The sequence below is a fragment of the Erythrobacter sp. JB2-19 genome, from assembly GCF_057365005.1.
The window spans coordinates 692689-705243 of sequence record NZ_CP200290.1; the positions used below are offsets into that span (position 1 = coordinate 692689).

Below are 12555 nucleotides of genomic sequence, written 5' to 3' on the forward strand. Positions count from 1 at the left end.
TAGCGTTATGGATACGCCGAGCACTCTTGACCGCCTGGAGCAGACGATTGCAGCGCGCGCAGACGCCGCGCCGGATGCGAGCTATGTCGCCAGCCTGAATGCAAAGGGGCTGGGGAAAATCGCGCAAAAGCTGGGCGAGGAGGCAACCGAGACGATCATTGCCGCGCTGAGCGAAGGCGATGATGCGCTGGTTGGTGAGGCGGCAGATCTGCTGTTCCACCTTATGGTTCTGTTGGGTCATAAGGGCATTGCGATTGGTGATGTGATGGCCGAGCTGGACCGGCGCGAAGGTGTCTCTGGCCTCGATGAAAAAGCCTCTCGGGAGTAGTCATATGCCGATTGATGGCACCTTGCCGTATGATGATGCGAACATCTTCGCCAAAATCCTGCGCGGCGAAATCCCCTCGACCAAGGTTTATGAGGATGAGTGGGCCTTTGCCTTTGAGGACATCAATCCGCAAGCAGAGATCCACACGCTGGTGATCCCAAAAGGGCGTTATGTCAGTTGGGACGATTTTTCGGCCAAGGCGACAGACGCAGAGATTGGCGGATTTGTCCGCGCGGTTGGTACAGTCGCTCGGGCCAAGGGGCTGGTGGAACCGGGATACCGCCTACTCGCCAATATCGGCGCGCATGGTGGGCAAGAGGTTCCGCACCTGCATGTGCACATTTTCGGCGGTCAGCCGCTGGGCCGGATGATCAGTGCGTAACCAATTCTGTCGCAGATAAGACTCGTTTCACCGCCATTCATCACCGAGGGTGAAAAGCCCACTTCCCAGCGAATCCCCGCTGCGTTAGACGGTTTGCACCATGGTTAACCCCAATCCGCAGTCTTTGAATCTTCCGGGCGGCGTCTTTGATGGGCCGCGCCACCTTTATGCGGTGCGTGTCTATTACGAGGACACAGACCTGTCGGGGATCACTTATCACGCGAATTACCTGCGCTGGTTTGAGCGTGCGCGTTCTGATTTGCTGCGTATGCTCGAAATCGATCAGCGCGCCGCGATCGAAGCGGATGAGGGCGCCTATGCCGTGTCCGAGATCAATCTGAAATATCTGCGCCCGGCCAAACTTGATGATGATGTGGTGATTGTCACCACATGCACAGAACTGGGAGCGGCGAGTTGCCGCATGCATCAACTGGCAAAACGCGGCGAAGAAACCCTGTGCGAGGCGCATTTGCGCGTCGGCTTTATCTCTCTCGAAGGCCGCCCTCGACGCCAGCCTGATGCTTGGCGAGCGGCCTTTCAGAACTTCATGGACAAAGAGGCTAAATGACGATTTTCTCATCGCTTGCGGCGAGCGCCGCTGCTGCTGCGCCAACCCGGCTCGATCCGGTTGAGCTGTTTCTGGACGCCGATATTGTTGTGCAATTGGTGATGGCTGGTCTGATCCTTGCCAGCATCTGGGTATGGATGATCATTGTCTCCTTTAGTCTGCGGATCGGCGGGATGGAGCGCAAGGCGCGCGGCTATGAAGAGGATTTCTTCGAGACCAGCGACCATGAGGCGGTGCTGGGTAAACGCACTCAGAAAGAGGTCGCCTCCGCCCGGGTCGCCGCCAAAGGCCTGCGCGAATGGAAGATGTCGACCCAATCCTCCAACGTTGACCGGGATGCTGCGCGCCAGCGGATTGGCGCGGCGATGGAGAGCCAGGTTGCATTTGAAGCAGACGAGCTTGCTGCGCGGCTTAACTTCCTCGCCACGACCGGATCGGTCGCACCATTTGTTGGTCTGTTCGGCACGGTCTGGGGTATCATGAACAGCTTCTTCCAAATCGGCGCTCAGGAAAGTTCGTCGCTGGCTGTGGTCGCGCCGGGCATTTCCGAGGCGCTGTTTGCAACCGCGATTGGCCTGTTCGCGGCGATCCCGGCAGTGATTGGGTACAACCGTTTCAGCAATAGGGTGAACCGGTTTGAGGCGCGATTGCAGCGTTTTGCGGACCGCTTCCATGCGGGCCTGAGTAGGGAACTGGATAAGGCATGACGGAGCGGGGTTTGCGATTGGCGATGTTCGGCTGCGCAGCAGCCGCAAGGGCGACTGCCCGCCCGCAGCGACGCGGCCCATGGCCGCATGAGCGAGGAGTTCGCGCGCCCGGATGGGCGTGCGGAAGGAAAATAAGCTAATGGGGATGGGGCTAGCCTCTCACTCTCGCGGCGGGCGTCGTTCGCGCCGCGCGCCCATGGCGGAGATCAACGTCACGCCGTTCGTCGACGTCATGCTTGTGCTGCTCATCATCTTTATGGTCACAGCGCCGCTGCTCGCCTCTGGCGTGCCGATTGAACTGCCGGAAAGTCGTGCCAATCCGATCGATCAAACGCCGGAGCAGGTGACTATTTCGGTCGATGGCGCGGGTGTGATCTACATTGATGATGCAGCGGTCGAACCGGGTGCTTTCCCTGAGGCTTTGGCCCGGATTGACCGCGGCGGTGACGGTCAGCAGCCGTCTATTGTGCTACGCGGCGACCGCACGCTTGATTACGGCAGAGTGATGGCTGTGATGGGTGAATTGAACCGAGCGGGCTTTTCTTCGATCTCGCTGGTCACCAGCGGTTCAGTTTCGCCGCCATAGCCCGGTATAGTGATGAGCGAGCAGACCATGCAGCCAGCGCAGTTTAGCAGCGAGGAACGGATCGGCCTTCTGGTCGCTCTGGCATTGCATGTGGGCGTTGTCGCGGTGATGCTGCTGCAGCCGGTACGCGATGATGCAATGCCGGTGCCAGAGCGGATGACGGTTAGCCTGGCCAGCGAAGTGAGTCTGGAATCAACCGCGCCTGATCCTGTTGCAGACAGCAGGGCTGCGATTGCGCCGACGCTCGCAGAAGATCCCGCGCCTACGACGGCAGAGGAGCTGCCTAGCGAGGCGCAGAGCGACCCCGAACCGACGCGGCCGTCCGTGCAGCCGACAACCCGTCCGACATCCCGCCCCACCACCCGCGCGACACAAACACCGCGCACCCGGCCTTCAGCCACCCCGACCCCGCGCGGTGGCAGCCGGATTGGCAGCGATTTTCTCCCCGGTTCAGGTAGCTCAACGACCACGGACGACACCCGCATCCCGGCTTCACAGATCGGCGCGAGTGCGCAGGCGTCCTTGCGATCTGCGATCACTCGGCAATTGCGCCCTCATTGGACCGCGCCGCAAGGTGTCGATGCCGAGAAATTGGTCTCGGTCGCCTCTTGGCGGCTCAATCCGGATGGCTCGTTGAGTGGTCGGCCCAAATGCAATACCGTTGGCAGCAGCATAACCCCGTCCAATCGGCCACAAGCAAATTTGCATTGCGAACGTGTGATTCGAGCAATTCAGCTTGCGGCCCCTTTCGATCTGCCCGATCAGTTCTACAACGGGTGGAAGACCATTTCCGCATGGCGTTTCGACAGAAGGCTCTAATGATTATGAGATCGTATCTCGCACTTTCCTTGGCTCTTTTCGCAGCCCCGCTCGCCGCCCAAAACGAGGATTTGGGTGAGCCAGTGGGCGAAGGCGGCAATGTTGAAACAGCTTTCGAAGAAAACGCCTCTGAAGAAGGCGGGTTGACCGGCTCTGTCACCGATGAAAGCGATTGGCAGGATCTTGGCATTGCGATCCCCGCATTTGCCACCGATCGGGAGCGTTCGACCCCGGCCAATGCCAGCGGTACAGGCGCATTGGGCGGGGAGATCGCGCGCGTGATCACCTCTAACCTGCGCAACAATGGTATCTTCAAGCCAACCGGCCCTGACGCTTTGCCCAAGCCCAGCTTTGCCCAGATCACTGCACCATCATGGGGCAGCTGGAGCGGGCGCGGCGCGGAAATGCTGGTGAAGGGTTATGTGAGGGCGCGTGATGATGGCCGCTTGGTCGTCGGCTGCTACCTCTATGACGTTGCCCTGCAAGACGAGCTGATCCGTGAAGGCTGGGTCGTGCGTCCAGCGGATTGGCGCCGCGCTGCGCACAAATGCTCTGACCTTATCTATGCCCGTTTGACGGGAGAGAACCCGTTTTTTGACAGCCGCATCGCTTACATAGCCGAGACTGGCCCGAAGGATAAACGGGTCAAGCGGCTCGCAATTATGGACAGTGACGGCGCCAACCACCGCTTCCTGACCCTGGGCAGTGCAACTGCGCTCACGCCGCGCTATTCGCCGGATTATTCTCAGCTGCTCTATTTGTCTTATGTCGACGGCAATCCGCGCATCTATGTCTATGACATTGGCACCGGTAAGCAGAAACTGGTTGCGGATACGGGCAATCCCACACTTGCGCCGCGCTGGTCGCCGGATGGTCGCTCGATCCTCTATTCGATGGCGGTGAATGGCAACACGGATATCTACCGCGTGTCGGCCAATGGCGGGCGCAGCGTGCGGCTTACCAACACACCCGGTATTGATGTGGGCGGATCCTATTCCCCCGACGGGCAAAAGATCGTTTTTGAGAGCGATCGTTCCGGCTCGCAGCAATGCTATGTCATGAATGCCGATGGTTCTGGCCAGCGCCGCATCACCTTCTTTGGCGGTCGCTGCGCCACGCCAGAATGGAGCCCGCGCGGAGACCAGATTGCCTTCACCCGCATCGCAGGCGACTTTAATATTGCTGTCATGACGCCTGCTGGGCGTAACCTTCGGGTGCTTACCAACGGATGGCAAGATGAGGCACCAACTTGGGCACCCAATGGCCGCATCATCCAATTCTTCCGCACGGCGCGCAATTCGGGCCGGTCGGGACTGCATCAGGTTGATCTGACCGGGCGCAATGAACGGCGCCTGCCAACCCCGGTTGACGCTTCAGACCCTGCTTGGGGACCCATTCGTCCCTGAGGTATGTTATTCACCATCCGCCGGGCTCCCCGACCCGCCGGCAACCAGAGAGGATTTGCCATGACTATCCCTAATACTCGTATTATCGCGATCGCTGTGCTTTCATCGACCACCTTGCTCGGCGCCTGCGCCAAAAAGGCACCAGAGGAACTGCCACCGACCCCGCAAGCAACGGCTACGCCAACCACGAGCGGCCCCTCCACCGCTCCGTCTGGTCCAGGTGTTGGGACACAGGCGCATTTCGAACAGGCCGTTGGCAGCAATGCCGTGGTGTATTTCGACACGGACCGCTTCAACATCGACAGTACCGATGCGGCGGCCTTGCAAACACAGGCACAATATCTTGGTCAGTACTCGCAAGTAACCATCACGATTGAAGGCCATGCGGATGAGCGCGGCACACGCGAATACAACGTCGCGCTGGGCGAACGCCGGGCCAATTCAGCCAAGAATTATTTGGTCAGCCTGGGCATTGCCGCAAACCGGATCAGCACGGTCAGCTTTGGTAAGGAGCGCCCGATTGCGCTTGGATCCAACGCAGAGGCATGGGCGCAGAACCGCCGTGCGGCCAGCGTCGTAATTAACTAATTTGAAAATTGCATAGAGGTGGCTGCCCGGCTCCGCGCCGGGCCAGCGCCTTTATGGCAGCAAGTAATCCAGAGCTGGCAGGTCGAGCGAAGGAAGCTCGGCCTGGACCGGTGCGAGGACTGTGCTTGGCCCACTGCTCATCTCGCCGCCTGCCGACAATACGCACAGCGCAGCCATCGCGAATGTTGCGAATGTGCTCGAGATGGCGAGTTGTGGGCTCATAACAGTCTTGGGTCTCTTGCTTACGGTTTATCTTCGGCTGCGCTCTAGCGCTTACATATGAACGATTTATTGCGATGCAACATTGCAATACGCAACTGGTTTCAAAATCTTCCTTCATATGCGATCTACTGGCTTTGCTTTGTGCGCCAGCGCGCCTAGGTTAAGCGGATAATGGCATCGACAAACAACATTGGTCGCGCCGCTGCAGGGCAGCTGGCATGAGCGGCAAAGGACGATCAAACGACTGGGGTTTTCCGCGCTGGAGATCTTACGATTCCTCACGCGAGGCGGTGACTCAGCGCGAATGTGATCGGCATGGATGCGGCGATCCGGGGCTATGCCCGGCGCCGAAATCACCGAACAGCCCAGACCGCTGGCATTTTTGCCAAAAGCATGCGGCGGAATACAACCGCAAGTGGGACTATTTCGAAGGGCTCGACAAAGAAGAAGCCGCGAAGCGCGCGAAAGACGAACGACGCGAAAATTCAGGTTATGCTGAGGCAAGCCATTACGGCTGGACTGGCTCTGGCGATGGCAGCCGCAGCGATGATGAAATGCGCGCGTTGGAAGTGTTAGGGCTAGAGGCGGACGCCGATTTCGCGACAATCAAGAAAGCCTACCGGGCGAAGGCGAAACTGGTCCATCCTGATGTGATGCCAGGCGACGAAGAGGCTGCGCAGCAATTCCAGGCGATCCAGGTTTCCTATGAAGTGCTGCGCCAGGCGGAAGAACGGCGGGAGTGGAAGGGGTAGAATATGCGATTTGTTGGGTGGGTGCTGTGCGGGCTGATAGTTACTGGCCTTTATTTTGGGGTGGCCCCCACAGCTGAGGCGCAAGAAGTCACTGATGCGTCGGCGAAGGGGGACGCAGCAAGGGAGTTACTTGCGAAGTGGGATGATCCCGCGAACCCGGGACTTGCCGTCGCCATCGTTGCCGATGGCCAGACAGTCTTTCAAAGGGGATATGGGGCAGCCGATCTGGAGCATGATGTAGCGATTTCGGAAAAGACGGCATTTCATGCTGCATCCCTTTCGAAACAATTTACCGCCTTCGCGATCTCAACCCTTGTTGATGAGGGCAGGCTTAATCTGGACGACGATGTCCGAGAGATCCTGCCAGACCTCAGCGCTTTGCCAGAAAAGATCACTATCGCGCAGTTACTCGACCACACGAGCGGCCTGCGAGAAGTCGGCACATTGCTGCTCATGGCAGGTTGGTTGGAAGACGACATTGTAACCCAGGATCAGCAGTTCTCGATGATTGCGCGGCAGCGAGGTCTCAATTTCTCACCCGCGGAGCAGATCGAATACAGCAATACGGGCTATGCTCTTCTGGCAAAGGTCGTTGAGAAGGTCTCTGATCAAGCGTTTGATGCCTATCTGGAACAGGTGATATTTGCGCCGCTTGGCATGGATAATACGGTGGTTCAAACCAACCGGTCCGCCTTGGTGCCGAATGTTGCCTATTCCTATAACGTGTCTCGCCGCGGAACTTCAAAAAGCATTCTCAACCGCGAGATTGTCGGGTCCACTGGGGTGATCACGACGATAGCTGATCTGATGAAGTGGTCGGCGAATTTCAATTTGATGACCGTCGGAAATGAGCGCGTCTTTGCGTTAATGGAACAGCGCGGCGTCACCGCAAGCGGCGAGGTTTCTTTGCTGTCTCGCGGGCAGGAATCGCGCGTCTACAATGGCCTCGAAACATGGTCGCACGGTGGGCGTATCGCCGGGTTTAGATCGTTCCTTTTGCGCGTGCCTGATGCGAATTTTTCGGTCGCTCTGCTTAGCAATCGCAGTGACTTCGATGCAGCCGGGACGGCCTTTGCACTCACGGATATCTATTTGGCAGACAATGCCGACTTTGAAAAAACGCCGGAGCCGGAATGGAGCGAGGCAACGCAAAGCGAACTGGACAGCTATGCTGGCTATTATGAGCTATTTCCCGGAGCGGTGTTTGATATATCTAACGCCGAAGGCAAGCTGCAGTTCTCGCCCTATGGAACGGGCCAGCAACTGACGCTTGCTCAATCTGGGAAAGGGGAATTCGTTCTGAACTCAGCAAGCCAGCTCTCGATAAGGTTTGACAACGAGCCCGGTGAGCAAGCGCAGGAAGTCAAATATGTTATTGGTTTGAACGGTGAGCTGACTGCTCACAAGACGGCCGTCACGCCGGTCGATACAGAAACGCTAAATTTGCAGGAATTCACCGGGGTCTTCTTCAGCGAAGAATTGCAGACACAATATGAATTTCGTGTTGTCGAAGGCACGCTCACGGCCCTTCATTTGCGATTTGGGCCAATTGCCTTGTCTGCCTTTGCCCCGGACACGTTTACAGGGCCCGGCTCTGGCCTGCAGGAAGTCGTTTTTCAACGTGACGGCGATGGCCGAGTGACAGGCGCATTGGTATCCGCCGCTCTTGCGGAAAATGTGATTTTCGAAAAGCTGCGGTAACCAGCTTACTTCCGGTCAATCGCCGCAATTGGGTTGTCATTCCACCACGGAGTGTCGGTCCATGGCCGCGCGTCAATCTCATGCGTCCAGCAATTTTTCGGCTGCTGCGCGAGGTGCCAATATGTCTCCGCCAGTGCAGCCGGATCGATCACGCCGTCTTCGCCCTTTGACGCCTTATAGGCCTCAAACTTGTCGCCCAGCAGCTTGCCCAACGTGTCGGGCGCATCGACTGAACCATCGACCACGATATGTGCCACATGCACGCCTTGTGGACCGAACTCTGCGTTGAGCGTTTGGCACAACATACGCCGTCCGCCCATTGCCGCGGCGTGGCTGTGCTGGCCTGTGTTGCCGCGCACGGCTGCGGTCGCCGAGGTGACCAGCAGTGTACCTTTCCTTCGCTCCACCATCGCGGGGAACATCGCATGGGCGAGCCGGAACAGGCCATAGGTGCCGAGCCTCCAACCGAGCTCAAATGTGCGGTGCGGCGTGTCAGCAAGAGAGCGATTGCCGATTTGCGCGCCGAGATTGTAGAGCGCGGTGTCGATCGGGCCTATGTCGCGTTCGATCCGCTGGGTCAGTTCTTCGATTGAACCATCCTCGGCGGCGTTGAGCAGGACGCCGCTGGCCGAACCGCCCGCGTCCTGGATCTGGCTGACCAACTTTACAAGGCCTTCCTCGTCGCTGCGCCGCGCAAGGACTGTGTGATAGCCGCCAGCGGCAAAGCGCATCGCCGTGTGCCCGCCGATCCCAGCGCCCGCTCCGATTACGAGGCATACGGGTTTGCGTGTCTCACTCATGTCCCTCTCCCTAGCTGTCCATTCTACCACTGCGGGCCGAACAAGGGAACGGCGTCATTGCCTTAGGAATATTCCGCGAGACAGATTTCGGAGTTCTTTGCTTTCGATTTTGGCTGCGGAATTTGCACTGTTTGCCGCGTCGATTTTGGACTGCACCGCCGCGCGTGATTGCTCGAATTGCTGCGTCGGCGCGGCTACCGGTTGCTCATCGAGCGCAGCGAAGCGATCATTAACTTCCTCGCGATAGCTGGCGAATGCCTCCCGGGAATCGGTCAGCGCGGTATTGATCGCCGAAATTGCTTCGCTGTTCTTCTCTGATGCTTTCAGCATTGCATCGGCGGCTTCGGCTGATTGGTCCGCCACTTCCCGGACCAGCTTCACGCTCCCGCCGCCTGGCAGGCTCGCACTGACTTCATCGGCGGCAAACATGAACGCACCTATCAATGCCAGCACGATTGGGAAAACCACCCTGCCGGTGTCCTTCAAGTAACAGCCTACAGCAGCGAGTAACAACAGCCCTCCTGCAATATACAGGACTATCTCCAGCGTAAACATGGTCCGTCTCCTCAATGATGGCTTGAAGAAGTACCACGGAATTCACGCTATGAATTGCTGAAACCCGCCAATTTTCGAACCAATGCGCGCTCTATACGTGCTCCAATGCCTGTTCGAAGTCTGCGATCAGATCGTCGGCATCCTCGATCCCGATGCTGATCCGCACGAGGTTGTCTGTAATGCCCAGCGCGTCTTTGCGTTCCTGAGGGACAGACAGATGCGTCATTGCCGCCGGATGGCTTGCTAGCGTCTCTGTGCCGCCCAGGCTGACCGCGAGTTTCGCGATTGTCAGGTTGTCCAGAAAGCGGAAGCTCTCTGCCTCGCCGCCTTTGATGAACACGCTGAACGTGCTGCCTGCGCCCTTGCAATGGCGATCGTATATGTCTTGCTGGCGCGGGTCGTCGATAAAGCCAAGATAGCCGAGCCCCTCTACCTTCGGGTGTGCTTTCAGGAAGGCGCAGACCTTGGCCGCATTCTCGCCCGCGCGCTGCATCCGCAGCTCAACCGTTTCCAGGCTGCGCAGCAGCATCCAGGCGGTGTTCGGATCGACAATGCCGCCCATGGTGTTGCGCAAGGCGCGCACGGGGTCCATCCACTTCTTCGCGCCGGCGATCGAGCCAGCGACCAGGTCCGAATGGCCGCCGACATACTTGGTCAGCGAGTAGACCACGATGTCTGCGCCGTGATCGAGCGGGCGCTGCCACAATGGACCCAGGAAGGTGTTGTCGATCGCGATCGGGCAATCGCTTTCTTGCGCGCTACCGCCTGCTGCTTGAGCGCCGCCGAGGTTCGCATCGCGTGCGTCCTTCACCGCCTCGATATCGACCAGTGCGTTGGTCGGGTTGGCCGGGCTTTCGAGGTAGATCATCGCGACCTTGCCGCCGCCTGCATTGGCTTGGGCTTTTGCGCGTTTCAGCACCTCGTCGAGCTCCTCTCGGCTCGCACCCGCTGGGAAGTCGACATAGGTTACGCCGAACTTCGCTAGCACTTTCGCGACGAAGCCCTCGGATGCGGCATAGAGCGGGCCGGAGTGCACGATCACGTCGCCTTGGCCAACGCTCGCCAGCATCAGGATGCAGATTGCGGTCATCCCGCTAGAGAAGGTGAGCGCATCCTCCGCCCCGTCCCAGATCGCCAGCCGGTCCTCCAGGATCTCCTGATTTGGTCCGTTGAAGCGGGAGTAGACCAGGCCCTCTGCGCCGCCGGGGCGCTGGCCCGTGATCCCTTCGAAATGCCGCTTGCCCGCCGCCGCGTTCTCAAACGCGAAGGTGGAGGTGAGGAAGATCGGCGCCTTCAGCGATCCTTCCGACAAGGCCGGGTCAAAGCCATAACCCATCATCTGAGTCGCCGGTTTCATCTCGCGCCCACCGATCATCGTCTTGGGCTGCTTAGGTTTGCGCCGCGGGGTGGGGGTCTCAGTTGCGTCGATTGCGTCGGTCATGATGGCCGGCATCCTTCCTTAGTCACACCCCCAGGAAGGCAGGAGCTAGTCTGAGCAGTCCGAGCAGCTCCCGTCCCTAACCTCCGCAGGAACGCCTCTCCACTCGGCCCATACAATGCGCCTTGATTATCGCGCGATGGTTGCCCTTGCAACCGGTTGAGGTGCGAGTATCCGCGATCTCCTTCCCCACTCAGCTCATCGCTGATAGGACACGCTTGGAACGGCTGGAACACAGTCTTGGGCGGAAAATCCATTCGATCAAAATGCGGCCTGCAATCGATTTTTCCGATCAAAGGCGAGGGCCGGTTCATAGCCCCCTGATAATCCATTTGCTGCATGTAGGAAATTTACAATCACGCTTCCCGTCCGCATGCTAGTGTTGCACGATCATAGAGTATTACGCCGATTGATATTTGCTCAGTTCAGGCGTTTCATTGTGGGGGTGCCTAATGATCAACGATCCATTCCAAATGCAGCGAGAGCTGCGCTACGGCGCGCCGCCATGCGACCAGATCATGACGGGGCGGCATTTCACCATCGGTTATTCCTGGTATTTCCGCCAAGCCAAATGGACGCTGGAGATCATCAATCGCGACCGTGAATTGGTGAACAGTCTGGAGGATGTCGAGCGGCTCGATAATTTCCGCGCCGACACCCGCATTCCGAAGCGGTTTCGTGCGGGTCTAAAGGCCTATCAGGGCAGCGGGTTTGATCGCGGCCATCTGGTCGCCAGCGCCAATCAGGATTTGCAGGATATCCAAAACTCAGAGACGTTTCTGCTGTCCAACATGTCGCCGCAAAGGCCGATGTTCAATCGCGGCATCTGGCGCCAGCTGGAGGAGGAAATCCGCGAGCTTGATGCCCGCGATAGCACGCTGGAGACCTATGTTCTGACCTGCCCGGTGTTTTACTTTGGTGAGAAGGTGGAGCGGATCGGCAAGGATCAGGCGGACTTTGGCATCAGCGTGCCGGTGCCCCACGCCTTCATAAAAAGCGTGCTGGCAGAGAACAAACGCGGGCGCTTTCGCCTGTGGACCTTTGAGATACCGAACAAGAAACAGACCGATCCGCTGGAGAGCTTTCTGGTCAAAACCTATGATGCGGAACAGGTCGTCGGCGGGTGCTTCTGGGACCGGATTTCCGGCGGCGACCTGCACAGCGATAAAAGCCGTACCCGCAAGATGTGGTGAGGGCTTTGTGTGGCGGTGTCATTCAACCTGGCTCGTTATGGCATATAGTAAGCCGTGAGCTCTGAAATTGGGGGTGGAGCTGAACGGCAGTCAATGGGAAACGGAACCGCAAAAGCTGACGCTACTTCTCCGAGTTTTAGGCTTCTGCTAACGACCCAATAACTGACATTGGCCGAACTAAAAAAAACGACCATCCTGCAAGTAGATCGCATCTACGATTTGAAATGCCTGCTTAGCTACAGGTGTGTCTATCACGTCGTTGCGCGCCAAGGCTGTGGCAGCCAAGTTCACATGGTTGAACCTATCGGCTGCATCTATGACCATGAGAGAAGGTTTGCCGTCTTCTAGTTCGCGATGGACTAATGCGACACCGAACCGATTGTTGGCATCCGTGCCTTCGCCCCATTCGCCAAGAACAAGGTCTAGATTCGCTCCCGGCTCACTCAGGTGACCCACGGTCCAATGCATCCAGTAGGCAGCTATGGTTGGACCATCTTTGTAATGAACCAT

The 12555-nt window shown here is 58.2% G+C and carries 16 protein-coding genes; 11 read left to right on the forward strand and 5 right to left on the reverse strand.

Translation table 11 applies throughout. The annotated features are described in order from the left end of the window. Positions 1–7: 7 nt before the first annotated feature. The 8 genes from AC0V6O_RS03530 (at position 8) to pal (ending at position 5384) form a co-directional block, all read left to right on the forward strand. Positions 8–328: a phosphoribosyl-ATP diphosphatase gene (locus AC0V6O_RS03530; RefSeq protein WP_486141583.1), complete on the forward strand. Its 321-nt coding sequence runs from the start codon at positions 8–10 to the stop codon at positions 326–328. 4 nt (positions 329–332) lie between these two features. Further along, on the forward strand, positions 333–710 hold the full coding sequence (locus tag AC0V6O_RS03535) for a histidine triad nucleotide-binding protein (protein ID WP_486145482.1): 378 nt from the start codon (positions 333–335) through the stop codon (positions 708–710). Positions 711–810: 100 nt separating this feature from the next. Beyond that, positions 811–1278, forward strand: a complete 468-nt coding sequence (locus tag AC0V6O_RS03540; RefSeq protein ID WP_486141585.1) for a YbgC/FadM family acyl-CoA thioesterase — start codon at positions 811–813, stop codon at positions 1276–1278. Then, complete coding sequence (gene tolQ, locus AC0V6O_RS03545; protein WP_472640735.1) at positions 1275–1985, forward strand: protein TolQ; 711 nt, start codon at positions 1275–1277, stop codon at positions 1983–1985. The genes AC0V6O_RS03540 and tolQ overlap by 4 nt, the downstream gene beginning before the upstream one ends. A gap of 139 nt (positions 1986–2124) precedes the next feature. Further along, positions 2125–2571 carry an ExbD/TolR family protein gene (locus AC0V6O_RS03550; protein ID WP_486141587.1) on the forward strand — a complete coding sequence of 149 codons (447 nt, stop codon included), beginning with the start codon at positions 2125–2127 and terminating at the stop codon, positions 2569–2571. A 12-nt stretch (positions 2572–2583) separates the two neighbouring features. Continuing rightward, entirely contained in the window at positions 2584–3390 is an 807-nt protein-coding gene (locus AC0V6O_RS03555) for an energy transducer TonB (RefSeq protein ID WP_486141589.1), read from the forward strand. After that, positions 3390–4796, forward strand: coding sequence for a Tol-Pal system beta propeller repeat protein TolB (gene tolB / locus AC0V6O_RS03560; RefSeq protein WP_486141591.1), 1407 nt, complete (start codon positions 3390–3392; stop codon positions 4794–4796). Before AC0V6O_RS03555 ends, tolB begins: the two co-directional genes overlap by 1 nt. 60 nt (positions 4797–4856) lie before the next feature. Further along, positions 4857–5384 (forward strand): peptidoglycan-associated lipoprotein Pal, encoded by a 528-nt coding sequence (gene pal, locus AC0V6O_RS03565; protein ID WP_486141593.1) that lies wholly within the window; start codon positions 4857–4859, stop codon positions 5382–5384. Positions 5385–5435: 51 nt separating this feature from the next. On the opposite strand, the gene AC0V6O_RS03570 is transcribed toward pal, so the two are convergent. Next, positions 5436–5561, reverse strand: coding sequence for a hypothetical protein (locus tag AC0V6O_RS03570; RefSeq protein ID WP_486141595.1), 126 nt, complete (start codon positions 5559–5561; stop codon positions 5436–5438). Positions 5562–5824: 263 nt separating this feature from the next. On the opposite strand from AC0V6O_RS03570, the gene AC0V6O_RS03575 reads away from it, so the two are divergent. Both AC0V6O_RS03575 and AC0V6O_RS03580 read left to right on the forward strand, forming a co-directional pair. Next, positions 5825–6358, forward strand: a complete 534-nt coding sequence (locus tag AC0V6O_RS03575) for a J domain-containing protein (RefSeq protein WP_486141597.1) — start codon at positions 5825–5827, stop codon at positions 6356–6358. Positions 6359–6361: 3 nt separating this feature from the next. Then, positions 6362–8059 (forward strand): serine hydrolase, encoded by a 1698-nt coding sequence (locus tag AC0V6O_RS03580; protein WP_486141599.1) that lies wholly within the window; start codon positions 6362–6364, stop codon positions 8057–8059. Between the two features lie 5 nt (positions 8060–8064). Here AC0V6O_RS03580 and AC0V6O_RS03585 read toward each other — a convergent pair whose 3' ends face one another. The 3 genes from AC0V6O_RS03585 to AC0V6O_RS03595 all read right to left on the reverse strand — a co-directional run bounded on the left by AC0V6O_RS03585 (position 8065) and on the right by AC0V6O_RS03595 (position 10855). Then, entirely contained in the window at positions 8065–8859 is a 795-nt protein-coding gene (locus AC0V6O_RS03585; protein ID WP_486141601.1) for an SDR family NAD(P)-dependent oxidoreductase, read from the reverse strand. Between the two features lie 54 nt (positions 8860–8913). Further along, positions 8914–9414, reverse strand: coding sequence for a hypothetical protein (locus AC0V6O_RS03590; RefSeq protein ID WP_486141603.1), 501 nt, complete (start codon positions 9412–9414; stop codon positions 8914–8916). A 91-nt stretch (positions 9415–9505) separates the two neighbouring features. After that, positions 9506–10855 carry a cystathionine gamma-synthase family protein gene (locus tag AC0V6O_RS03595; RefSeq protein WP_486141605.1) on the reverse strand — a complete coding sequence of 450 codons (1350 nt, stop codon included), beginning with the start codon at positions 10853–10855 and terminating at the stop codon, positions 9506–9508. 449 nt (positions 10856–11304) lie between these two features. Here AC0V6O_RS03595 and AC0V6O_RS03600 point away from each other — a divergent pair, with 449 nt between their 5' ends. Further along, entirely contained in the window at positions 11305–12045 is a 741-nt protein-coding gene (locus AC0V6O_RS03600; RefSeq protein WP_486141607.1) for a DNA/RNA non-specific endonuclease, read from the forward strand. A 177-nt stretch (positions 12046–12222) separates the two neighbouring features. On the opposite strand, the gene AC0V6O_RS03605 is transcribed toward AC0V6O_RS03600, so the two are convergent. Then, positions 12223–12555 carry a hypothetical protein gene (locus AC0V6O_RS03605; RefSeq protein WP_486141609.1) on the reverse strand — a complete coding sequence of 111 codons (333 nt, stop codon included), beginning with the start codon at positions 12553–12555 and terminating at the stop codon, positions 12223–12225.

Excerpts from the sequence above, each read along its gene's own strand:
- AC0V6O_RS03530 (WP_486141583.1), top strand. The coding sequence starts at position 8 with ATGGATACGCCGAGCACTCTTGACCGCCTGGAGCAGACGATTGCAGCG.
- AC0V6O_RS03535 (WP_486145482.1), top strand. The coding sequence starts at position 333 with ATGCCGATTGATGGCACCTTGCCGTATGATGATGCGAACATCTTCGCC.
- AC0V6O_RS03540 (WP_486141585.1), top strand. The coding sequence starts at position 811 with ATGGTTAACCCCAATCCGCAGTCTTTGAATCTTCCGGGCGGCGTCTTT.
- tolQ (WP_472640735.1), top strand. The coding sequence starts at position 1,275 with ATGACGATTTTCTCATCGCTTGCGGCGAGCGCCGCTGCTGCTGCGCCA.
- AC0V6O_RS03550 (WP_486141587.1), top strand. The coding sequence starts at position 2,125 with ATGGGGATGGGGCTAGCCTCTCACTCTCGCGGCGGGCGTCGTTCGCGC.
- AC0V6O_RS03555 (WP_486141589.1), top strand. The coding sequence starts at position 2,584 with ATGAGCGAGCAGACCATGCAGCCAGCGCAGTTTAGCAGCGAGGAACGG.
- tolB (WP_486141591.1), top strand. The coding sequence starts at position 3,390 with ATGATTATGAGATCGTATCTCGCACTTTCCTTGGCTCTTTTCGCAGCC.
- pal (WP_486141593.1), top strand. The coding sequence starts at position 4,857 with ATGACTATCCCTAATACTCGTATTATCGCGATCGCTGTGCTTTCATCG.
- AC0V6O_RS03570 (WP_486141595.1), bottom strand. The coding sequence starts at position 5,561 with ATGGCTGCGCTGTGCGTATTGTCGGCAGGCGGCGAGATGAGCAGTGGG.
- AC0V6O_RS03575 (WP_486141597.1), top strand. The coding sequence starts at position 5,825 with ATGAGCGGCAAAGGACGATCAAACGACTGGGGTTTTCCGCGCTGGAGA.
- AC0V6O_RS03580 (WP_486141599.1), top strand. The coding sequence starts at position 6,362 with ATGCGATTTGTTGGGTGGGTGCTGTGCGGGCTGATAGTTACTGGCCTT.
- AC0V6O_RS03585 (WP_486141601.1), bottom strand. The coding sequence starts at position 8,859 with ATGAGTGAGACACGCAAACCCGTATGCCTCGTAATCGGAGCGGGCGCT.
- AC0V6O_RS03590 (WP_486141603.1), bottom strand. The coding sequence starts at position 9,414 with ATGTTTACGCTGGAGATAGTCCTGTATATTGCAGGAGGGCTGTTGTTA.
- AC0V6O_RS03595 (WP_486141605.1), bottom strand. The coding sequence starts at position 10,855 with ATGACCGACGCAATCGACGCAACTGAGACCCCCACCCCGCGGCGCAAA.
- AC0V6O_RS03600 (WP_486141607.1), top strand. The coding sequence starts at position 11,305 with ATGATCAACGATCCATTCCAAATGCAGCGAGAGCTGCGCTACGGCGCG.
- AC0V6O_RS03605 (WP_486141609.1), bottom strand. The coding sequence starts at position 12,555 with ATGGTTCATTACAAAGATGGTCCAACCATAGCTGCCTACTGGATGCAT.